Below are 20,453 nucleotides of genomic sequence, written 5' to 3'. Positions count from 1 at the left end.
GTTACTCCGTCGCCCGTTGCCTATGCCGGAAAGGTATAATAAACTTTAAGAAGGAACGGACGATTCCGCCAGAAACGCCTGTTCTCGAAATGGGGGCTGAGCATGAAAGTGTCGCCTATCGGCATGCTGGTCATCGCAGTCGGCGTCTTGGTGGCCGTCGCGTGTTGGGTGGTCGGGTATTTTGGGCTGCCCAACGAGGTCACACACCGAAACCTGGCAGAGAACCCCAAACTGGCGGTCTCGGTCACAAACGGCAAGGCCTCGGCTACGCAAACGTCGGCGGCTGGAGCGTCGACGTCCGGCGCCGCATCCAAACCGCTTGCCCAGTTGGACAAGGCGGCAAAGACGGTCGACCTCAACATCACGACCAACCAAGACATGGCATTCAACGGCTACGCCAAGGGTGCCCTGAAGATTTCCGTGCCAACGGGCTGGACGGTCAAGGTCACGTTTAGCAACAGTTCGACTATTCAGCACAGTGTCGGTTTCACCGACTGGGCTCACCGTCAGGGCAGCTCGTTCCCAGCCGCTTTCAGCCACTCTCTGATGCCGGGCTTTCAAAGCGGCATCACCTCCAGCCACGCACCTGTGAGCTTTCAGTTCACCGCCGACAAGGCTGGCAAGTATGCCATGGTCTGCGGCATTCCCGGGCACGCCGCGATGGGCATGTGGGACGAGTTAGACGTGTCCAATCATCTGCAGACGCCCACGGTCACGACCGACAAGGGAACGCAAAAAGTCTCCTGACCGCGTCTCGCTGCGGAACCCGCCGGAAACTCAGACTCATGTGGCCGAGGAGGTGGCCGCTCGGTCCTGAAGCGCCATGCGAATCAGGTGTTTGAGGCTTGACGGACTCAGTTGCCCAATCTGCACACGCTGGATGCGCCCTTCTGGGTCAATCAACACGGTCGTCGGGTACCCTTCAATGTGATACGCTTCTGAGAATTTACCGTGCAAATCGGCCAGCAGCAGGTATGGAACCCGGTGGCGGGCCGCGAAGCGGCGCGCATACGCCAGTTTGTCATCCTCCGTCATATTGATGCCGACAAACTGAATCCGGCCCTGATACTGATTCGCAGCCTGCACCAATTCCGGCGTTTCTTTCGCACACGGCTGGCACCAGGACGCCCAAGCGTTGAGGATGACCGGCTCCCCTGTGTGCAACAAGTCGGACAAAGATACGGTCTGAGACGTGTCGAGCAGCTTGGCCAACACAAACGACGGCGCTGTGCGCCCCGGCGCAGGCGTCGCCGCCGTGGCACCGCACCCGGCCACAAGCGCCAGGAGCCCGCACGACACGCACGATAAAAGATACCGCACAGCAGCACGACCGCGGACCATGCGACCACCCCCTCGCCCTTCCGAGCGACGGACCTGTCAACCTTTATCATTTCTATCATTTCCGGGCTAGCCGGCCTCCGAAGAGGTCGGCGGAAGAGAGCGAAGAAATCCCGCCACCGTCTGGGCGAACGCGTCCGGCCGCTCCAAATGCACCGTGTGCCCAGCCCCTTGGATGACTTGCCGGCCCAGGCGAGGGTTACACTCCTGCATCTGTTTGGCAATTTGTGTGTACTTCTCATCCAGGTCTCCAGTCACCAGGCAGGTCGGCATGCGCAGCCGCCTAAGCTGCGGCCAGTACGAGGGTTGGCAGCCTGTGCCCAACCCGCGCAGACTCGCAGCCAGACCGCTGGGCCGTTGCGCCAGACGGATGGCTCGTTGACGGGCCAACACCTGCGGCGGCAATCGCCCCTGCGTTGCGAACAACGGCAGGCTTTCCCAGCGCTCCACAAACGGCTCCAAACCCCGCTCCTCCAAGAATGCCGCGAGCCTCTCGTCGGCACGTCGCCGATCCGCCCGTTCCCCTGCGCTTCTCAGGCCTGGCGAGCTGCTCTCCAGGACCAGACCCAAAACCGACTCCGGGCGCATGACCGCCAGCGCCAGCGCGACGCGGCCCCCCATCGAGTAGCCTAACACAGCAAACCGGCGCTCTCCGAGGACCTCCATCAACCGCAGCAGGTCCTGTACCTGCTGTTCCATCACGCACCGATTCGGATCTGGAGCGTCCGTATCCCCATGCCCCAACAGGTCGACGGCAATCATCCGCCACCCTGGCCAGGCGTCGGCAAACGGGCGCCACACCGCGCCTCGCCCTGTGAACCCGTGCAACAGCAGCAGCGGCCGGCCCAGGCCGTACTCCTCCACGTGGTAGTTCACACCCCGGATGGCGAGCTTGTGCGTCTTCATGCGCCACCTCCCGGCACACCCGAGGCCGTGAGCCTCTGCGCATACTCGCGCACCCGCGCCAATCCGGCCGCAATCACTTCTTGGTGCCGTGCATGGTTTTCGTCCGCCTCAAAACGCGCCTGAACGACCGTCAGGCCCCCCGTCTCAAGGTGTTCTGCGACCGCTGCCTGCAAGGAGTCGGGCCCTTCGACGTCGTAGAAACGGCCTCCGTACATGGCCACGGCCGGCTCAAACTCAAGCCCGTGCGGGGTGCGGAAGTGAGCAAACGTGTCTTTGTGAGCAGCCTGCGGCAAAAACGAAAAGATTCCGCCTCCATTATTATGGATGACGAAAACAAGAAGATCCAGGCCGTGCCTGCCGACAGCCAGCAGACCGTTCAGGTCGTGGTAAAAGGACACATCGCCGACACATAAGGCGGTCAGCCCCGAACTCGCCGCGGCCGCGCCCGCCGCGGTGGAGACCACACCGTCGATGCCGCTCAACCCGCGGTTAGCCAGGATGCGCAGGGAGCGGTGGCCTCCGCGCCAAAAGGTGTCCAAGTCGCGCACCGGCATGCTGTTGCCTACCATCAGCGTCGATGCCTCCGGCAGCAGGCGCACAAACTCCATCAAGGCCGCCGCCTCCTGCCAGGAAGCAGCCAGTCCGCGCTGCAATTCGTCCCCGACTCGGTCATCCAAGTCCCGCCACGCGGACATCCAGGGCGCACGCGTTTTTGGCTGCGGCGGCTGAATTCTGCCCATCTCATCCGCCACAGACTGGATAAACAGGTCCACATCCGACTGCACCGCCTCGGCCCGGGTGAAGAACGGATCGCGCCAAAGCGGGGACTCGTCCACCACCACCTGGCGGACAGCGGCGTGGCGGCTCAAATAGCGGCCAAGCGATTTCGAGGTGGGAGTGTGACCGAGACGGATGATGACGTCCGGACAAAGCGTCTCCGCCAGCGCCTCGTCCCGCAGCAGCACGTCGTAGTGACGGATGCTCGTCCGGGCCGACGACCACCGGCCGCTGGAAAGCGGGTCTGCCAAGACTGGGATGCCGTACGCATCGGCCCAAGCATACAGCCTCTCCGCGTGCCACGTCCGCTCCATCGGCCCCAAGACCAGCAGCGGGCGGCGACTGGCCGCCAGCGCGGCCGTCACCTGCCTGACGGCAGCAGGGCTCGGGGCCAGCTGCGCCGGGTACAGACCGGGTTCGGGACGGACTTCCCCTGACAGGGGTGGGGTATCGTTCCAGGAGGGGGGAAGCAACGGTTCACGAAAAGGAAAATTCAAATGAACCGGCCCCCTCGGCAACGATTCGGCCACAAGCAGGGCCCGGCGCGCGGTCTCGGCAAAGTACCGGCGAATCGGAACGGTCGCCTCCGGAACCGCGACTTCATGCTGCCACTTGACAAAAAGCGTGTACATGCCGCTCTGACGCACCGTTTGGTTGCTGCCCACGTCGTGCAACTCGGGCGGCCTGTCCGCGGTGAGCACCAAAAGCGGCAAACGGGCGCTGTGCGCCTCCATGATGGCGGGCGTGTAGTTGCCTGCGGCGGTCCCGGAGGTGCATACAAGAGCCGGCGCGGAGCCGGTGGCGCGCGCAATGCCGAGTGCGAAAAAGGCAGCGGATCGCTCGTCCAACTGCGACCAGACGCGGAATCCGCCATGGCGCAGGAAGGACAGGGTCAACGGTGTGGACCGGGAGCCGGGAGAGATGACCACATGCCGCAGCCCCATGCGATGCAGTTCAGAGACAAAATCATAAACAGCCGCAAGCCCCATGTTTTCATTCGTCATGAGGACACCCCCAGCGCCCGCAGCATCGGTTCTAACTTCCAGATTGTCTCCGCCCACTCCGAATCGGGGTGGGAATCACCCATGATTCCGGCGCCGGCAAATAAGATGGATGCCGACGCGCTGAGCAGCCCGGAACGCAGGGCAACGGCAAACTCACCGTCCCCGTTCGGCGCGGCCCAACCGATGGGCCCCGCATACCACCCCCGGTGGAACGTCTCGCGTCTAGCAATGACTTTGAGAGCCTGCGCACGGGGTACACCCGCCACCGCAGGTGTTGGGTGCAGGCGCACAAGCAAATCGAACACACTGGCGCCTGTCGCCAAGCGCCCGCGAATCGGCGTGTACAGGTGCTGGACGTTGGCCAACCGCCGGATCTGCGGCTGGGCGGGACACGTCACGTCTGTCACGACACCCTGTATGGCCTCAACAATCCAATCGACGACGGCGCGGTGTTCGGCTCGGTTCTTTTCACTCGCCCGAAGTTCCTGGGCCAATCGTTCATCCTCTTCTGCCGTGCGCCCGCGCGCAATCGATCCAGCCAGCCCATCCATGCTTACGCCACCGCCGGCGACGGTGACCAGGCGCTCCGGGGTTGCCCCCACAAACCACTGGCTGCCCTGGCGCATGGCGAACACATACGCTTCGGGAAACAGGGCGACCAAGCGGCCGATGACTTCCGCCAAGGGGACGCCGCCGCCAGTGATCCGGACGGATCGGGCCAGAACGGCCTTGACATAGTGCCCTGCGCGGATGTCCGCCGCCGTCTGGGATACGGCCTGGTTCCAATCCTCGCGCTCCCGTTGCCCACCAGGCCACAGCCGGCTGCCTGCTCCACCGGAAACCAGGATCTGGACGGCGTGGTCCTGCCGCGACCGGTTGGCTTCCTGGGCCAGGCGGCGCTCCAGGTCCGGCCGCAGGGCCTCCGTGGCTGACAACGTCAATTGCACGCGCAGGGCGTCGCCGGACCATTCCAGCAGCCAACGGGGCAGCCGCAGCTCTGCGTCAGGCCACTCCTGCCAGGGCTGACCATGGGGCCCGGCCGTAAAGGCGAAACCGCCGAGCCAACGCGGCTGGCCGTCGCCGGCCACGGCCGTCGTCCGGGCCGTCTCCCTGACGGCAGCCCTGACCTCGTCCACCCGATCCGCCCCGGCTCCCCGCGCTGTCGCGGCGCGGCCCCAGGCCATCAATCCAAACCGGGCCGCCGGCTTCAGAAACACAAACTCGAGTTCGAGCGCCCCTGACCGCACCAGCGCGCTTGGAAGCCAAGGCTCCTGGACAGAGCTGGAGTGGCTGACCGTCACCAAACGGCACTCGGGATGCGCCCGCGCCGCCTGTCCAGCCTGCTTGGCCAATGCCTTCGCCATGTGCTCGATGTTCATCATGTATCCAGCCATTCCCGCAGTTGTCTGCGCAATAATTTTCCAGACGCATTGCGCGGCAGCTCCGCAAGCCGCGTTATCCGCCGCGGCACTTTGTAGCCAGCCAGGTGCTGACGGCAAAACTGGATGAGCACGTCGTCTGTGACGGGTTCACGCAGGACCACGCAGGCCACAGGCGTCTGCCCCCATTGCTTGTCCGCCACACCGACCACGGCCGCGTCGGCCACGGCCGGATGGCGCAGCAACACCGACTCCACCTCAGCCGGATAAATGTTCTCGCCGCCGCTGACAATCAAATCCTTGCGCCTGTCCAAGACAAACAGGTACCCTTCCGCATCCAGATAGCCGATATCCCCGGTATGCAGCCAACCGTCCACAATGGCTTCCCGGGTGGCCTCTTCACGCCGCCAGTAGCCGGCCATCACGGTCGGGCCGCGGACTATGATTTCCCCCTCTTGCCCGGGCTGCGCCCGTTTACCGTCGACCTCAATGGCAATCTCGGTCGGCAACAGCGGCTTCCCGGATGACCCCAGCTTACGCAGCGCGTCCTGCGGGCGCAGAGTGCACACCTGCGTGTTGGCCTCCGTGAGCCCGTAACTTTGCGCCACCGGGGCCGAGAGCGCAAGCGCCCGTTCCAGCAACGCCCGCGGCGCGCCGCTGCCGCCGAGCAAGATGCAACGCAGCGTGCTGGGATAAGGGGTGTCGCCGCGCGCCTCGACCATCCGCCGCAGCATGGTGGGAACAACCGACAGCAACGTCACTCCCTCGTTGTCAATGGCCCGGTGCACCGCTGCGACGTCAAACCGGTCGTGAACCACGGCCGTGGTGCCATAGATGAGGCTACGCATCAAAACCGCTAAGCCGCCCACATGGAACAACGGCATGGGCACCAACCAGCGGTCCTGCTCCGTTAGGCCCAGCTGCAAGGCGGACCCCATCGCGGACCACCAATGATTTCCGTAGGTAATCATGGCCCCCTTCGGCCGTCCAGTCGTCCCGGAAGTGTATATGATGGCGTGCACATCCTGGGTATGAATGACCGTCCGTTGCACGGGCGGCGCCTGTTCCTGCGCCAAGGCGGTCAGCGACACGACCTCGCTGGACGACCGCCGCTGGCTCGACGTCCGACGCGCCAACTCCAGCCCCGCCTCGTCGGCGAGCACCAGGCGGACACCGGCATCGTCCAGCTGCCACGCGATCTCCGCCGGGGTCAGGCGCCAGTTCACCGGCACCAACACCGCTCCGGCTTGCATCAGGGCGTGCACGGCCAGGGCAAACCACTCGCCGCTGTAGGCTATTACCGCCACCCGTTCCCCGCGTTCGACTCTCTTGTTGCGCAGCGCACCGGCCATTTGCGTGGCCCGCTCATGCAGCTGCCGATATGTCCAAACCCCTCGTTCCGTCTGGAGCGCCAGGCGTGCCCCGTCCGTGGACAGACGCCGCCCCAGCCAATCGGGTAAAGTCACGTCCGCGCCAGCCGTCATGTCCTGCTCATCTCCCGCATGTACCGTCCCTTGGCGTCAATGGGACCGCTCGCCGAATGACCGGCGCGGGTGACCGCTCCTGTTGCCAGGCCGCACACGACGAAGCGGCGATCCAACGCTCGCGTCGGAACGCCGCTTTCCTCCCTGCCCGGGCACCGTCGGCCAGCCGCGCGGCTGAACGCCTCAGGGCAAGCGGCGAAACTGGCTGAAATCCGGTTTGCGCTTTTCGACAAACGCCCGGCTGCCTTCCTTGGCTTCGTCCGTCATGTAGTACAACATGGTCGCGTCCCCGGCCAGCATTTGCAAGCCCGCCAGTCCGTCCGTGTCCGCGTTGAACGCCATCTTCAGGAACCGGATCGCGATAGGGCTTTTCTCCAAGATTTCTTTCGCCCATTTGATAGACTCTTCCTCCAATTGCGCCAGCGGCACTACCGTGTTGACCAAGCCCATGTCCAACGCTTCCTGGGCACTGTATTGACGGCATAAAAACCAGATCTCTTTCGCCTTCTTATGTCCGACCAAGCGCCCCAACAGCGTGGAGCCATAGCCCGCGTCGAAGCTGCCGACGCGCGGACCCGCCTGGCCAAAGATGGCATTGTCGGCCGCAATGGTCAAATCACAACAGACGTGCAGAACATGCCCGCCGCCGATGGCATAGCCCGCGACCACCGCGATGACGGGTTTCGGCAAAGCGCGAATCTGGCGTTGCAGGTCAAGCACGTTCAGCCGCGGCACATTGTCCTCGCCGACGTAACCCCCATGTCCGCGGTAGCGTTGATCGCCTCCGGAGCAAAACGCCTTGTCCCCGGCCCCGCGCAGCAGAACCACCCCGGTGGTCTCGTCGTCCCGGATGTGATGGAATGCATCAATCATCTCCTTGACCGTCTCCGGCCGAAACGCGTTATGTACCTCCGGTCGATTGATGGTCACGCGGGCGATTCCTTCCGCCCGCTCGTAAATGATGTCTTGATACGGCTTTACGATCTCCCACTCCAGCGTCATGGAGCCTACCCCTCCCGTTTTCATGACGGTTGCCTCGCTCGATCCGCCCGATGCCGCGACCCTTTCGGCCGCCGGCTCACGGTTGCGTCCGTTCACTGTCCGCATGACTGTGCATAGCCCTGGCACACGTTCAAAATTGGATCCAAGTCACTCTCAGTATAACACTAGGCCTGTCCGCGCCCAAACCACCCGCCTGTTCGGACCATCGGCCCCGGTGCACGGGCTTCAGGCGGGCGCCACAGCCTCACGCCCGGCGCGCGAAGCAGGACCGGAAACCCCCGTTGTCGACAGGTCTCGCCGTCTGCTATGATTGCGACTGGATACAGGACGTTCATGGGATCTTAAATTTTGAGAGGCGGATGTGCGCACCATGACTGTCAAGCAGCGTTTGGAAATTGGCTGGCGACTCGCTCGCCCGTTCACGCTGATGGCCTCCGTGGTTCCCGTCCTCGTCGGGACCGGACTCGCCCTGACCCAAGCTTCCTTCCATCTCTCTCTGTTTTTGAGCTTTTTTTGGGCCAGCCTATTAATCCAGGCCGCCACGAACATGTTCAATGAATACTTCGATTTTCGCCGCGGCTTGGATTCCGAAGAGATGGTCGGCATCGCCGGCGCCATTGTGCGGGACGGCGTTCGCCCGCGCACTGTGCTGGGGCTGGCGTGGCTCTTTATCCTGATTGCCGGCCTCCTCGGTGTTTACATCTGCATCATGACCACATGGTGGATTGCGCTGGTGGGGGCAGCGTGCATCGCGGTGGCGTATTTTTACTCCGGCGGCCCGAAGCCCCTGGCCTACACCCCGTTTGGCGAATTGGCCGCATCGCTGGCCATGGGCCCGGTCATTGTACTGTTGGCGTACTACATTCAAACCGAACAAATCACCGCCCGCGCAGTCATTGCCTCGGTGCCTATCGGCTTGTTGATAGGCGCCCTGCTGCTGGGCAACAACATCCGCGATTTAGAACACGATATCGCCGGCGGGCGGCGCACGATTGCTATTTTGCTCGGCGCTGTCGGCGGTCGCATCCTGTTTGCAATCGTCTACGCGGCCACGTACCTGATTGTCTTGGCCCTGATTGCCGTCGGTCAACTCACCCCGTGGGCACTGCTGGTTCTGCTCACCGTCCCGTCGGCGTACTCCGTGGTTCGGCGCTGGTTCCAGAGCCGTGACGCCCAGCAGATGCAATTGGCGTTCAAAGGCACATCCATGCAGCTGCTGCGCTTTGGCGGACTGATGTTTGTCGGGCTGTTGGTCTCCACCTGGATTCCTCTGCCGTAACCGGATGCCTGGCGGAAGTGCAGCTGCCGTCCGGCCCCGGACATGGAAAGGACAGCTGTTTGAGACAAGGCCCCAGGGTGCTCCCCTGGGGCCTGACTTATCTTCGAGCAGCCGTCCAGCCTATGCCCGTTCCCCTGAAAAACTCGTCCGTGACCTGCCCGTACGCAAAGCCAACGCGGATGGCCTGCACACAAGCGGGCGCATACCGGCCATGAGCGGGCTTCTGTCAGCCATCCTGAAGCGTCTCAATGACCGCATCCACATCCGTGGTCGGAGCCTGGCAGGCGTAGTTCTGGCACACATATACGGTCGTCTTGCCGGCCACTGACGTGTACTCGGACGTGTACGGAGCGACCTTGGCCAGCTCGTCGGATCCATGGAGCGGCTTGAAAAGTGTCATGGTATCCGGCAGGAAAAGGGGCTGCAGCCGCTCGCGCAGGCGCACAGTTTCCGGTGCACACGGACGACCGATAATGATGATCTCACGTTCAGGCTGATGAGCGTACCACAACGCCGTCGCATAGAAGGCGTATCCGGCCGGATGACGGGCGGCCTCGCCAGCGAACGCCGCCAACGTGCGCCGTCCCATCTCCGTCCACCGTTCGTCCGCCGTGAAACGCCCCAAGCGCAACAGATTCAACGCAGCCACCGAGTTTCCCGACGGAGCAGCCCCGTCGTAGACCTCCTTCAGACGCACCAGCAGCGGCTCCGCGTCATGCCCCGATAGGAAAAATCCGCCCTTGTCTGCGTCCCAGAGCCTATCCACCATCTGCTGCTGCCAGTGGACGGCACGCGCCAGATAGCCAGCGTCCCACGTCGTCTCATACAGTTCCAACAGCGCCCAGACCCAAAACGCGTAATCGTCCACAAAGGCAGGCTGGCCCCGCTCCCCGTCGCGATAGCGGGTGCACAATCGACCATCCGGACCGACCAGATGGGACTCGATGAACTGGGCCGCCCGGGTAGCCGCGCGGTTGTACGTCCTCTCTTGAAAGACACGGCCGGCCTTGGCCAAGGCGCCTATCATCAGCCCATTCCAGGCGGTCAGCACCTTATCGTCACGCTCAGGTCGGATTCGTTGTGCGCGGGCTTGACGCAGGGCGTCCTGCCAGCGGCGCACACGCGCCGCCAAACCGGTGCGAGGATTCTCCCACATCTCCTGCACCAGCTCATCCGCACAATGAACCAGATTGGGAATGCTGCGTCCGGCAAAGTTGCCGATCTCATCGATATCGTACAGCTCACAGTACACCTTACCGTCGCTCGGTCCCAAAACGGCCTCCACCTCGGTCGGGGTCCACAGATAAAACCGGCCTTCCTCCCCTTCCGAATCGGCATCCTCCGCTGAATAAAAAGCACCGTCCGGGTGCGTCATATCGCGCAAGACATAGCTGATGACGTCATACGCGATCTGCCGATATCGGTCGTAGCGCAACACCTGGTACGCCTCGGTATACACCATCGCCAGCAGGGCGTTGTCGTACAGCATCTTTTCAAAATGCGGGACCATCCACTCTCTATCGGTGGCATAGCGGCAGAATCCAAACCCAACATGGTCGTATATGCCGCCGCGATACATGCTGTCGAGCGTGGTTTCCACCACGTTTTGGATGGATTCGTCCCGATTTTGCTTCAGGTAGCGCAGGAGCAGCATCAGGTTGTGTGGAGCGGGAAACTTCGGCGCCTCTCCAAACCCGCCAAACCGCTCATCAAAGCGGGACTGCAAGGCCGCCACCGCAGCATCGGCAATCGCCAAGTCCGCACGGCCTGCAGCAGGCGCCGTCAAGGCTGACTGTAGCCGCTGCGTCACCTCCTCAATCGACGCCTCTAAACCCGCCCTATTGCGCTGCCACCGGGCCGCAATCTGCCGGGCAAGTTCCAGCAGTCCAATCCGCCCGTGACGCGTGTGCTTGGGAAAGTATGTCCCAGCAAAAAACGGTTTCTGATCCGGAGTCAAAAAGACGGTCAGCGGCCACCCGCCTTCGCCGGTGAGCGCCTGGCAGAACTGCATGTAGACCGCATCAATATCAGGCCGCTCCTCGCGGTCCACCTTGATGCAAACAAAATGTTGATTCAAATAGGCAGCGACTTCCTCGTCCTCGAACGATTCGCGTTCCATCACGTGACACCAGTGACAGGTCGATAAATTACACCATCAGCATTTGGTAAAATAAACGCATATTCGTAGCCCTGCAGGGCTACGAATAGCCGATTGACAAAAAGACTTGCTTGCTCTCACGTTTGGCCTTATGAAACGCTTCCGGAGACCACGGATACCAGTCGACCGGGTTGTACGCGTGCTGAAGCAGATATGGACTCTTCTCGTGTATGAGCCGATTAGGTTTACGTTCGCTCATCGGCGATCCTCCTCGAAGTATTCTCACTTTGAGTATAGCCGTAAAAAAAGACATCGACGCACTATCACGCCGGTGTCGCCTGTTCCATCTTCTCTCGTTTGTCTAAGAGGTCATTGTATATACGGTTAAACCTCTCGATGCTCTGCTCATTAGGCTCCCCGTATACCCACACGGTGACATGAAGACTGCCGCGGGATTATGCCAACAAAGCACCGAAGGCTGTACAGCTCTTGGAAAAAGGATTTGACGAGGCAACAGCGGTCCTTGCGCTGCCGGTGCATACCGCCAAAAGCTGCGGACGACGAATGGTGTAGAACGACTCAACGAACAGATTCGAAGACGTGAGCAAGTGATTCGCATATTCCCGAATCGAGAATCCGCGCTACGTCCACTGGGTGCGCTGCTAATGGAGGTCGACGAGAAGTGGACGACAGGCCACCGGTCTCTCAAGATGGACGAGTACTGGGAGTGGCGCAAGAAGCAGACGTCGACGCTTAAGCCAACCGCCTAGCACGACACCGGAGAAGGAAAGTACACAGAAATGAGGAGTGTTACCTGTAATCCAAAAAGGAGTTCACGCAAAGCGAGGTAATATTTTAAAATTTTATTAATTTATTTTCTAATCGAATATACTAATCATTTAACCCCTTTCCATTGAGAATTTGTTGCATACATTTTTCAACCCTTGACTTGCGAGTTTTGGATTGTTTGGGTTCAGAAAAATAAAGAATGTATGCTCTTTGCCGTCCCGGCGTCAATGCTTCAAAAGCAGTTTTCAAGGCAGGGATTTCATCGAATTTATCTTGAAGTTCTTCAGGAATGATGAAGTCTGTATTCTTTTTAAAATTCACTTCCAACCCGGCTTTTTCAACTTCAATGGCTTCATAGATATAGGCTTTCAAGATGGTTTCCATCGCAACTATTTCTCGAACATTGGTGAACCGAATCTGGCGTCCCGCCTGTACATTTTCCGTTTGTTGGATTAGAATCCCATGGGCATCCTGTAACAAGGCACCTTTGAAAAACAGAAGCGCACAGTATTCTTTAAATCCATGTATTAAAACTATGTTTCTTTTTTGAAACGTGTAACAAGGAACACCCCACTTCAATTCTTCAGTCAGCTGACAGTCAAGAATGATCATCCTCAATTTCTCAAATTCTTCCCTCCATTTTTTGGCTTTACTTAAATATTCATCAACCTTAGGATTCATTCTATTATTTTCCATCGAGGAACACCCCACTTCAATTTTTCGGGCAGCCAACAGTCAAGAATGACCATTCTCGATTTCTCCAATTCTTTCTGTCACTACCATGACACGTAATAGAACCATTAGCCGGAGTATACGAGAGTCATCTTATAGGTGTCAATCTAAGTCATGACGTGGTATTTAATGGTGTAATCTGCGGATGTGACACCAATGACAGGTCGACACATCCCTCTATTCCCACATATCGCTATCCGTAGCCCCGCAGGGCTACGAATAGCCGATGGACAAAAGACCGCCTTGCCTTCTCTCTTAGCCTTTTGAAAAGCCTCCTGCCCCACGGAAACTAGTCGTCCACTGGGTTGTACGCATGCTGCAACAGGCATGGGCTCTTCTCATGGATCAGCCGATTCAGCTTGCGACCGCTTACCTCGTTCAATGATGATACTCCGCAAGGTACGTCTTATGGTACGTATACCCTACCGTCCTCCGATGACTCCGTTACCAGCCAATAGAGTGGATTCAATAGGATTTGCGACCTAATTCATAGGCGGCAATGATGCGATCCATTTCGCGATCCCACTCCTCATCCACCGTACAACGCTCGGGATGGGCTTCAAACCAGGCAATCGTTCGCCGAATGCCTTCCGCGAAGGGGATGGTCGCGCAATAGTCGGGGACAAAGCGCTTGATTTTACTGTTATCAAAAACGAGACTCGCGGCCTTGTCCCCCAGCAACCCGCCCGTATATTGGGGACAGCAGGCGGCGATAAACTCCGAGGAAATATGCACAAGGTTTGGTTTTACACCGGCCGCTTTGCCGATGGCTTCATAAATCTGATCCCAGGTGAGTACCTCGTCGGATGTGATGTGGAAGGCGTGCCCGATGGCCTGCGGGTTCCCGAGCAGCCCCACAAAACCCTTGGCGAAATCCGTGTTGTGGGTCATCGTCCACAGTGACGTACCGTCGCCATGAACGATAATTTTCTTTCCCCGGCGCATTCTGTCCACCAGCGACCAAGGATGTTCCTGACTGTTTATCGAAGCGGGGATCATCGTATCGCCATAGGTATGCGAAGGGCGCACGATGGTCACGGGGAAACCCGTTTCCCGGTAGGCGTCCATCAAAAGCTCCTCTGAGGCTATCTTGTCCCGCGAATATTGCCAATAGGGATTGGCAAGGGGCGTCGACTCGGTCACCAGATAGTGGGTCGGAGGCTTTTGATATGCGGAAGCGCTGCTGATATAGACGTACTGGTCTGTTCTTCCCTGAAACAAATCGATGTCGGTTCGAACATGGTCCGGGGTGAAGGCAATCCAGTCGACCACGGCGTCAAAATGCCGCCCGGCGAGCGCCTCCTTGACAGCCGAAGGGGATCGTATGTCTCCATGGATGACGACTGCACCCTCTGGCACAAATTCACTTCGCTGCCCCCGGTTCAACAAGTACAACTCAATGCCTCGTTCCACTGCCAACCGGGATACCGCCTGGCTGATCAGTCCCGTGCCTCCAATGAATAACACCTTCATCGTCGTCCCTCCTCGCAATCCACGCCACCCTGGCACAACGCTGCCCAATTTTCCAATTCGCATCTCGGAACTGTCACGTTCATAACCTGAACACCGGGCCGCCCAGCTCAACTTTAATATAAATATACTTTGGGGTTTTGTGAAATGGGTTACAATGGTTCCAGCGACCATCGAAAGGAGGACGGCCGAAACACGGCCGCATGCATTCACTTGGCCGTTTGGCTGAGCGCCATGTCCGGTGCAATAGAGACGATACAAATGTCGGTGCCCCTTTGGCAAGCAGAGGTGAAAGACGCCACCCTCGAGACATTCGAGACGTGCTTTGCCAAGACAGCGGCTCGATACGAATCGTTCTTGGCAAGCCACCCGGATCTTGAAGCCGTCTCCGAGTACACGCATCCGACCTACGGGACATTGCGAGCCCGTTACACAGACATCGTCCAGCATGTTGTGAACCACGGGACGTACCACCGAGACAACATCACAGCCATGCTCCGACAGCTCGGTTATCCCGGCGCTTCCACAGATTATGTGTTTTACCTGTACCGCTTGCAACGGTAGATAAGTGTCTGAGCGGGAACACCCCGGGAGGCGCGTTCAAGCACCACTCCGACGCGGACGGAGTTGCGGCAGCGCCTCAGCGAACAGCCGACGATAACCGAGAAGACATGGATGAAGGGATGAGACGACACAGCCAGCTCCCGGTCCCGTTCCCGCAACATACACGAAGGCCCGGCGACAAGCTGGCGTCCAATCTGCGACACAGACAACGAGCCCGGTGGCGCAGCGGATAGAGTATGCAGGAATCCCCCGAAATGTGTCGAAATGGACTGGCTTCATAGGGAGACATCCTGTATACTGAGGAAAGCCTTCAGACAAGGAGAGAAACGCATGCACTGGGCCTCGTTCCGACTCACTACGGCGATCGTGCTATGCGGATGGTTGCTGACTGCCTGCGGGACAGCTCCGCCTTCCGACGGCGCGGGACGCAACAACGCGTCGGACCAAGCTGCGTCGACCGACATGGCTGCCGAACACGCACTGGGCGGACAGAATGTCCCTGCACACCAATCATCTCCACCAAGCGAAGCGTCTGCTTCCGCAGAGAACCATGAGGATCCCGCCGAAGCTTTGGGCAGCCGCTCGTTCGCCACCGCGAAACTCGATTCCAAATCCGCAGCTACACCCACGGTGAACTGGAACGAACCTTCCGACGGACCTTATCCTAAGCTCCAACCGGGAGAGCCGGTTTGGATAGACGTGTCCATCTCTCAGCAGCGGATGTACATCAAATCGGGGCAAAAGACCCTCTACACGATGATCATTTCGTCTGGTGTGGACGGCAGCAAAGCCACCTACACGCCCCGGGGTACCTTTTACGTACAGCCGGAAAGAGGCACGTGGTTCTATACCCCGCGGTTCCACGAAGGAGCCAAGTATTGGGTCTCATGGTTGAACCATGGCCAGTACCTTTTTCACAGCGTGCCAATGGACAAGGACGGACATGTCATCGTCAAGGATGCCAGAAAGCTCGGCCACGAAGATTCGCACGGCTGCATCCATCTGACCATCCCGGACGCCAAGTGGGTCTATGAACACATCCCCACAGGCACCAAGGTCGTCATCCACGATTGAACAAAAGACCAGACCAACACGACTAGCGAGCCAGCGGAGCAGCGTGCCACACCGTCGGTATGGCATCGGCTCGCACCGGCTCGCCCGGATTGGACAGATTCGCCGCAGACCTACGAACGCCGAGCGTAGTGTTTGACCAACGCATCCCCCAACATTTGCATACACTGGACAATAACAACCAGAATGGCGGTGGTGACCAACATCACACCCGTTTCAAACCGTTCGTATCCATAACGCACGGCTAGGTCTCCCAATCCACCGCCGCCAATCACACCCGACATCGCCGAGTAGCTGACCAAGGTCACGGCGGTAATGGTGACGCCGGCTATGAGCCCGGGCCGGGCTTCGGGCAACAACACCCGCCAGACAATCTGCCACACGGAGGCCCCCATCGCCTGTGCCGCTTCCAGGACTCCGGACTCCACCTCGCGCAGCGCGGTTTCCGCCACGCGTGCATAAAACGGTGCCGCCCCGACGGTCAAGGGCACAATGGCCGCGTTGACGCCGATGGACGTCCCCACAATCCACTCAGTCAACGGAATGATGGCTATCAACAGGATGATGAACGGTACGGACCTCACGATATTGACAATGACCGCCAACACCTGGTAGGCCGCTCGCCGCTCCATCAGATGGCGCGTGGAAAACAGCACCAAAAACACACCCATGGGCAATCCGAGCGCGGTCGCGAACAACGTGGAGACCCCGACCATATACAGCGTCTGCCAGGTCGCCTGGAGAATGTCCGGCCAGACAAGGTCGCTCATCCAGAATCCCCTCCTTCTCCGTTCCCGACGTTCATCGCCTCCTGCTGGCATGAAGCGTTAACCAGCGGCCGAGAGGAAACCGCAGCCGACAAACCGGAAGCATCCTCCAAGACGTCCACACGGCAGCCACGCTCTTCCAATGCGGCGATGGCCTTGGCCACGGTTGTCTCGTCCCCGAACCACTGCACCAACAGCCGCCCGTAAGGAACGTCCTTGATGACATCCACCGTTCCCTTCAGAATGCTGTAGTGGCCCGCCGTCTGCTGGGCGACCTCCGACAAAATCGGACGATAGACCGCGTCGCCACGAAACACAAGCCGCAGCTTGCGTCCGGGCCGCTCCCCCAGCCAGTTCCCCTGCCTGTGCGCCATCTCTGCCGAGAAATTCGCCTCGCTTTCATCGTCCATCGCCAGGAGCTTTCGGGTGAGTTCGTGTTTGGGAAACAAAAACGTATCCACAACCGATCCGCTCTCCACAATGCGCCCGGCCTCCATCACGGCCACGTGGTCGCAGACCCGGCGCACCACGGACATCTCGTGTGTGACCACCACGACGGTCACACCCAGCTCGCGGTTGACGCGCAGAATCAAATCCAGAATCTGTCTCGTCGTCTCAGGGTCCAATGCGGACGTGGCCTCGTCGCATAGCAGGATCTTCGGCCGCGTCGCCAGGGCACGGGCAATCGCGACACGCTGCTTTTGCCCGCCGGACAACTGTGCGGGATACTTGTGGGCGTGCTCAGACAACCCCACCCAGTCCAACAGCTCGTTCACACGGCTTGTCACGTCGGCGCCCCGCTGATGGGCCAAACGCAGTGGAAAGGCGACATTGTCGGCGACCGTGGCGGAAGCGAGAAGGTGAAAGTGTTGGAAGATCATGCCGATTTGTCGTCTCGCTGCCTGCAACTCCCGCTTATTCAGGCGGGTCATCTCTTGTCCATCCACCCACACCTCGCCTTGGGTAGGACGCTCCAAAAGGTTCACGCAGCGCAGCAAGGTGCTTTTCCCTGCGCCAGAGTATCCAATCAGCCCAAAGATCTCCCCCGCCTCCACGCGAAGGTCGACCTGGTCCAAGGCAACCACAGGCTTCTTGGGCTGTCCGTACAGTTTGCAAATCCCTCGCAATTCTATCGTCGCTTATCCCTCCCCTAGGGAAAGACCTGCCTATGAAAACACGCTCCGATAACGCGCTCCGGAAGGCGTGCAGTATCCGGGCACACCGATGAATGCACTCGGTCCCCCATTCTAGTTCATTTTGTGTTCGCTTGACAAGCCAAAGACCGATGAGTTGACAAGCGAAGGTCTCTTCGCGTATAAATGGTTGTACAAAACTCCAACATCCAAACTCTTATCGAGAGTAGGCGGAGGGACTGGCCCTATGATGCCCGGCAACCGGCCACGCGCACGGTGCTAACTCCTGCGGATGGATTCCGAGAGATAAGAGGGGTACGCCGCCTCTTTCCCTGGGAAAGAGGTTTTTTCGTGCCAAGCGCGAGATTCAGGCCGGTCCACACTATAGACCCAGGAGACAGAGAGACCAAACTAGGAGGAGATTCAGATGAACACCCGCAACATCCTGCGCTTTGCGGCCGTCCTCGGCATCAGCGCAGCGCTCACAGCTGGCTGCGGAGCCAGCCAGTCATCGCCAGCCAACCAGTCCACGGCCAAATCCACCCAAAAAGAGACGGTACTGAAGGTTGGAGCCACCCCGGTTCCCCATGCCGAAATCCTGGATTATGTCAAGCCCATTCTGGCCAAGGAAGGGGTTAATTTGCAGGTCGTGGAATTCAATGACTACGTCCAACCCAACCGGGCCTTGGCGTCGGGACAACTGGACGCTAATTATTTCCAACATGTACCCTATCTGGAGGAATACAATCAAAAGAACCATACCGACCTGGTACCGACCGTCATGGTTCACTTCGAGCCGCTTGGACTGTATCCGGGAAAAAGCAAATCGCTAAAGAACATTCCAGACGGCGCCACCGTGGCGGTCCCCAATGACACCACAAACGAGGGGAGAGCGCTGCTGCTGTTGGCGGACAACGGGCTGATCAGCTTGAAAGATCCGCACAGCTTGTCCGAGACCCCGAATGACATTGTGTCGAATCCGCATCATTTGCAGATAGAGGAATTGGACGCGGCTGCCATTCCCCGCGTGGCCAAAGACGTGAACTATTCGGTCATCAACGGAAACTACGCGCTGCAAGCTGGGTACAAGGTGTCTGACGCCCTGGCTGTGGAAAAGGCCAATTCCCAGGCCGCCAAGACATACGCCAACGTGGTTGTCGTGCGCGACGGGGATCAAAACAAGCCGGCCATCGAGAAGTTGGACAAAGCGCTGAACTCAGCGGCTGTGAAAAAGTTCATCGAGACCCACTACCATGGTTCGGTTGTTCCAGTATTTGGCAAGCCCATCCCGCTCAAGTAAGCCAGGATGGCGCTGGACGGTCCCTCAATCTGTGCTGTCTGGGGGACATCGTCCATTTTTTATCAGGTGAAACCAGGCCAACCTGTCCGGCAAACCGCAGTTCATCGAAAGCGTGAAGCCGCCGCGGCCGGCAAAGGGATGCCAGCAGGCCAGGGCAGGAGAATGGCCTCCTTGCCTTCGCGGCCTGCCGGTGCGTCAAGGCCCATGCACAGGATCACTCACAAACCGGGATCGGGGACGCGGTTCGGCCAACCGGCCTCAATACACGCCCGGCGCCCCTGCAGCTCCGTCGGCGCCGCCGACATATACAGCCGGCACCAGGAGGAAGAACAGAACGAAGATGATAAGAAACACGACCGCCCAACGGGTGTAGCCTCCAAACGCTCCGTACAACGCACACACTCCCCTCTCCTGAGATGGTTCATGCTATGAGAGGCCAAGGTGCGGCGTCAGGGCAGATAACCCGTGCTGGCGCCCGAACCGAGAGCCGGATTCCGGACACCCCGCGTATGCGCCTCCGGCCCACAGCGCCGACCTGGCATCCCGCCAGTTGCAAAGGGAACGCCGGCCCAGGTTCACACAGATGTGCGCCGCCTATACACACACCAACTCACCAAGACAGCCACGAAAAGGATCAGACCGACCCCAATCACCGCCCGGTGCTGCTCGAGAAGGTGATGGTACCGCGCCCATTCCACGCCGAGTGTGCGTCCCAGCACGATGAAGACGGCCGTCCAAACCAGCGTGCCGAATACATTGTAGAGGCTGAATCGAATGACGGACATGTTTTCGATGCCGGCCACATAGGGAACGAGGACACGGATGCCAGCAATAAACTTGGAGACCAGCACAATCCCGCCCTGATAGCGGTTGAATCCATTTGCCACCGCATCGAGGCGTGTCTGAGTGATGCCCACGTGCCGCCCAAAGCGAACAATCACGGGACGCCCCAGATAGCGCCCGATGACGTAAGCGACGGTGGATCCAGTCACGTTGCCGACGACAGCGGCCAACCAGAGAGGCAAAAGGTGAAACACACCCCGAGTCCACTCGACGCCAGCCACAGTCAGTGTCGTCTCCGCTGGGAACGGGATGCCGATAGGTTCCAACAGCAGAATAAGGAGTACGCCGAAGTAGCCATAGTGTTGCAACCATTCCAGAATGTCAAAATGCACGTTTATGCTCCTGCATCGAAAATTTGCGCTGCTCTCCAGCACAGGATACCTATTCTCCCAGTCTGGCGCCAAACGGACAGCGCTATACCCAAGCCCATTACCCGCCTGGTGCCACGCTCCAGGCATTCGCCAGCACACAGGGTGGCCGAGCGAATACGGTAGATGGCAAAGCCCCTAGTCCTTTG

At 59.6% G+C, this 20,453-nt stretch carries 20 protein-coding genes, 1 pseudogene and 1 riboswitch; of the genes and pseudogenes, 6 read left to right on the top strand and 15 right to left on the bottom strand.

All coding sequences use genetic code 11. The features are described 5' to 3' along the window. Nucleotides 1-102 precede the first annotated feature (102 nt). Nucleotides 103-747 carry a sulfocyanin-like copper-binding protein gene (locus AK2_RS11145; RefSeq protein ID WP_067934356.1) on the top strand — a complete coding sequence of 215 codons (645 nt, stop codon included), beginning with the start codon at nucleotides 103-105 and terminating at the stop codon, nucleotides 745-747. A 36-nt stretch (nucleotides 748-783) separates the two neighbouring features. On the opposite strand, the gene AK2_RS11140 is transcribed toward AK2_RS11145, so the two are convergent. The 6 genes from AK2_RS11140 to menB all read right to left on the bottom strand — a co-directional run bounded on the left by AK2_RS11140 (nucleotide 784) and on the right by menB (nucleotide 7,890). Next, on the bottom strand, nucleotides 784-1,341 hold the full coding sequence (locus AK2_RS11140; RefSeq protein ID WP_067934354.1) for a TlpA family protein disulfide reductase: 558 nt from the start codon (nucleotides 1,339-1,341) through the stop codon (nucleotides 784-786). A gap of 66 nt (nucleotides 1,342-1,407) precedes the next feature. Then, complete coding sequence (menH, locus tag AK2_RS11135) at nucleotides 1,408-2,244, bottom strand: 2-succinyl-6-hydroxy-2,4-cyclohexadiene-1-carboxylate synthase (protein WP_067934351.1); 837 nt, start codon at nucleotides 2,242-2,244, stop codon at nucleotides 1,408-1,410. Next, complete coding sequence (gene menD / locus AK2_RS11130) at nucleotides 2,241-4,025, bottom strand: 2-succinyl-5-enolpyruvyl-6-hydroxy-3-cyclohexene-1-carboxylic-acid synthase (protein WP_067934349.1); 1,785 nt, start codon at nucleotides 4,023-4,025, stop codon at nucleotides 2,241-2,243. Before menD ends, menH begins: the two co-directional genes overlap by 4 nt. Beyond that, on the bottom strand, nucleotides 4,022-5,404 hold the full coding sequence (locus tag AK2_RS11125) for an isochorismate synthase (protein ID WP_217994694.1): 1,383 nt from the start codon (nucleotides 5,402-5,404) through the stop codon (nucleotides 4,022-4,024). Before AK2_RS11125 ends, menD begins: the two co-directional genes overlap by 4 nt. After that, nucleotides 5,404-6,888 carry an o-succinylbenzoate--CoA ligase gene (locus AK2_RS11120; protein ID WP_067934344.1) on the bottom strand — a complete coding sequence of 495 codons (1,485 nt, stop codon included), beginning with the start codon at nucleotides 6,886-6,888 and terminating at the stop codon, nucleotides 5,404-5,406. Before AK2_RS11120 ends, AK2_RS11125 begins: the two co-directional genes overlap by 1 nt. A gap of 183 nt (nucleotides 6,889-7,071) precedes the next feature. Continuing rightward, nucleotides 7,072-7,890, bottom strand: coding sequence for a 1,4-dihydroxy-2-naphthoyl-CoA synthase (gene menB / locus AK2_RS11115; RefSeq protein ID WP_067934342.1), 819 nt, complete (start codon nucleotides 7,888-7,890; stop codon nucleotides 7,072-7,074). A gap of 370 nt (nucleotides 7,891-8,260) precedes the next feature. Here menB and AK2_RS11110 point away from each other — a divergent pair, with 370 nt between their 5' ends. Next, nucleotides 8,261-9,169 carry a 1,4-dihydroxy-2-naphthoate polyprenyltransferase gene (locus AK2_RS11110; protein ID WP_067934340.1) on the top strand — a complete coding sequence of 303 codons (909 nt, stop codon included), beginning with the start codon at nucleotides 8,261-8,263 and terminating at the stop codon, nucleotides 9,167-9,169. A gap of 226 nt (nucleotides 9,170-9,395) precedes the next feature. Here AK2_RS11110 and AK2_RS11105 read toward each other — a convergent pair whose 3' ends face one another. Beyond that, nucleotides 9,396-11,288: a thioredoxin domain-containing protein gene (locus AK2_RS11105; protein WP_083521110.1), complete on the bottom strand. Its 1,893-nt coding sequence runs from the start codon at nucleotides 11,286-11,288 to the stop codon at nucleotides 9,396-9,398. Nucleotides 11,289-11,367: 79 nt separating this feature from the next. Then, nucleotides 11,368-11,526 carry a DUF255 domain-containing protein gene (locus AK2_RS17810; protein WP_369406144.1) on the bottom strand — a complete coding sequence of 53 codons (159 nt, stop codon included), beginning with the start codon at nucleotides 11,524-11,526 and terminating at the stop codon, nucleotides 11,368-11,370. Nucleotides 11,527-11,723: 197 nt separating this feature from the next. Here AK2_RS17810 and AK2_RS16535 point away from each other — a divergent pair. Then, a pseudogene (locus tag AK2_RS16535) lies at nucleotides 11,724-12,037 on the top strand (transposase); the annotation flags it as partial. 121 nt (nucleotides 12,038-12,158) lie between these two features. Here AK2_RS16535 and AK2_RS11095 read toward each other — a convergent pair. From AK2_RS11095 to AK2_RS11090, 3 genes are all read right to left on the bottom strand, one after another. Beyond that, on the bottom strand, nucleotides 12,159-12,752 hold the full coding sequence (locus tag AK2_RS11095; RefSeq protein ID WP_067934335.1) for a YdeI/OmpD-associated family protein: 594 nt from the start codon (nucleotides 12,750-12,752) through the stop codon (nucleotides 12,159-12,161). 325 nt (nucleotides 12,753-13,077) lie between these two features. Next, a complete protein-coding gene (locus AK2_RS17480; protein ID WP_245632874.1) occupies nucleotides 13,078-13,170 on the bottom strand; it encodes a thioredoxin domain-containing protein in 93 nt (30 codons plus the stop codon). 83 nt (nucleotides 13,171-13,253) lie between these two features. Next, on the bottom strand, nucleotides 13,254-14,261 hold the full coding sequence (locus tag AK2_RS11090; RefSeq protein ID WP_067934333.1) for an SDR family oxidoreductase: 1,008 nt from the start codon (nucleotides 14,259-14,261) through the stop codon (nucleotides 13,254-13,256). Between the two features lie 144 nt (nucleotides 14,262-14,405). Between AK2_RS11090 and AK2_RS11085 the strand changes: the two genes are divergently transcribed. Next, nucleotides 14,406-14,822: a DinB family protein gene (locus AK2_RS11085; protein ID WP_067934331.1), complete on the top strand. Its 417-nt coding sequence runs from the start codon at nucleotides 14,406-14,408 to the stop codon at nucleotides 14,820-14,822. A 330-nt stretch (nucleotides 14,823-15,152) separates the two neighbouring features. Further along, nucleotides 15,153-15,896, top strand: coding sequence for a L,D-transpeptidase (locus AK2_RS11080; protein WP_369406143.1), 744 nt, complete (start codon nucleotides 15,153-15,155; stop codon nucleotides 15,894-15,896). A 110-nt stretch (nucleotides 15,897-16,006) separates the two neighbouring features. Here AK2_RS11080 and AK2_RS11075 read toward each other — a convergent pair whose 3' ends face one another. Next, entirely contained in the window at nucleotides 16,007-16,663 is a 657-nt protein-coding gene (locus AK2_RS11075; protein WP_067934328.1) for a methionine ABC transporter permease, read from the bottom strand. After that, a complete protein-coding gene (locus tag AK2_RS11070; RefSeq protein WP_083521108.1) occupies nucleotides 16,660-17,793 on the bottom strand; it encodes a methionine ABC transporter ATP-binding protein in 1,134 nt (377 codons plus the stop codon). The genes AK2_RS11075 and AK2_RS11070 overlap by 4 nt, the downstream gene beginning before the upstream one ends. 214 nt (nucleotides 17,794-18,007) lie before the next feature. Continuing rightward, nucleotides 18,008-18,106: riboswitch (SAM riboswitch) on the top strand. A 114-nt stretch (nucleotides 18,107-18,220) separates the two neighbouring features. On the opposite strand from AK2_RS11070, the gene AK2_RS11065 reads away from it, so the two are divergent. Then, nucleotides 18,221-19,093: a MetQ/NlpA family ABC transporter substrate-binding protein gene (locus AK2_RS11065; protein ID WP_067934325.1), complete on the top strand. Its 873-nt coding sequence runs from the start codon at nucleotides 18,221-18,223 to the stop codon at nucleotides 19,091-19,093. Between the two features lie 258 nt (nucleotides 19,094-19,351). Here the strand turns inward: AK2_RS11065 and AK2_RS17660 are convergent, their stop codons facing one another. Continuing rightward, entirely contained in the window at nucleotides 19,352-19,486 is a 135-nt protein-coding gene (locus tag AK2_RS17660; protein ID WP_281180652.1) for a hypothetical protein, read from the bottom strand. A 182-nt stretch (nucleotides 19,487-19,668) separates the two neighbouring features. Beyond that, nucleotides 19,669-20,268 (bottom strand): DedA family protein, encoded by a 600-nt coding sequence (locus tag AK2_RS11060; protein WP_067934323.1) that lies wholly within the window; start codon nucleotides 20,266-20,268, stop codon nucleotides 19,669-19,671. Nucleotides 20,269-20,453: the final 185 nt, after the last annotated feature.

It is taken from the genome of Alicyclobacillus kakegawensis NBRC 103104 (assembly GCF_001552655.1).
Taxonomy (GTDB): domain Bacteria; phylum Bacillota; class Bacilli; order Alicyclobacillales; family Alicyclobacillaceae; genus Alicyclobacillus_G; species Alicyclobacillus_G kakegawensis.
Note: the sequence above shows the minus strand (reverse complement) of the source record. Positions and strands in the feature narration are given on the sequence as shown.

What these genes read in the sequence shown, in the direction of transcription:
- AK2_RS11145 (WP_067934356.1), top strand. Translation starts at nt 103, where the DNA reads ATGAAAGTGTCGCCTATCGGCATGCTGGTCATCGCAGTCGGCGTCTTG.
- AK2_RS11140 (WP_067934354.1), bottom strand. Translation starts at nt 1,341, where the DNA reads ATGGTCCGCGGTCGTGCTGCTGTGCGGTATCTTTTATCGTGCGTGTCG.
- menH (WP_067934351.1), bottom strand. Translation starts at nt 2,244, where the DNA reads ATGAAGACGCACAAGCTCGCCATCCGGGGTGTGAACTACCACGTGGAG.
- menD (WP_067934349.1), bottom strand. Translation starts at nt 4,025, where the DNA reads ATGACGAATGAAAACATGGGGCTTGCGGCTGTTTATGATTTTGTCTCT.
- AK2_RS11125 (WP_217994694.1), bottom strand. Translation starts at nt 5,404, where the DNA reads ATGAACATCGAGCACATGGCGAAGGCATTGGCCAAGCAGGCTGGACAG.
- AK2_RS11120 (WP_067934344.1), bottom strand. Translation starts at nt 6,888, where the DNA reads ATGACGGCTGGCGCGGACGTGACTTTACCCGATTGGCTGGGGCGGCGT.
- menB (WP_067934342.1), bottom strand. Translation starts at nt 7,890, where the DNA reads ATGACGCTGGAGTGGGAGATCGTAAAGCCGTATCAAGACATCATTTAC.
- AK2_RS11110 (WP_067934340.1), top strand. Translation starts at nt 8,261, where the DNA reads ATGACTGTCAAGCAGCGTTTGGAAATTGGCTGGCGACTCGCTCGCCCG.
- AK2_RS11105 (WP_083521110.1), bottom strand. Translation starts at nt 11,288, where the DNA reads ATGGAACGCGAATCGTTCGAGGACGAGGAAGTCGCTGCCTATTTGAAT.
- AK2_RS17810 (WP_369406144.1), bottom strand. Translation starts at nt 11,526, where the DNA reads ATGAGCGAACGTAAACCTAATCGGCTCATACACGAGAAGAGTCCATAT.
- AK2_RS11095 (WP_067934335.1), bottom strand. Translation starts at nt 12,752, where the DNA reads ATGGAAAATAATAGAATGAATCCTAAGGTTGATGAATATTTAAGTAAA.
- AK2_RS11090 (WP_067934333.1), bottom strand. Translation starts at nt 14,261, where the DNA reads ATGAAGGTGTTATTCATTGGAGGCACGGGACTGATCAGCCAGGCGGTA.
- AK2_RS11085 (WP_067934331.1), top strand. Translation starts at nt 14,406, where the DNA reads ATGGGTTACAATGGTTCCAGCGACCATCGAAAGGAGGACGGCCGAAAC.
- AK2_RS11080 (WP_369406143.1), top strand. Translation starts at nt 15,153, where the DNA reads ATGCACTGGGCCTCGTTCCGACTCACTACGGCGATCGTGCTATGCGGA.
- AK2_RS11075 (WP_067934328.1), bottom strand. Translation starts at nt 16,663, where the DNA reads ATGAGCGACCTTGTCTGGCCGGACATTCTCCAGGCGACCTGGCAGACG.
- AK2_RS11065 (WP_067934325.1), top strand. Translation starts at nt 18,221, where the DNA reads ATGAACACCCGCAACATCCTGCGCTTTGCGGCCGTCCTCGGCATCAGC.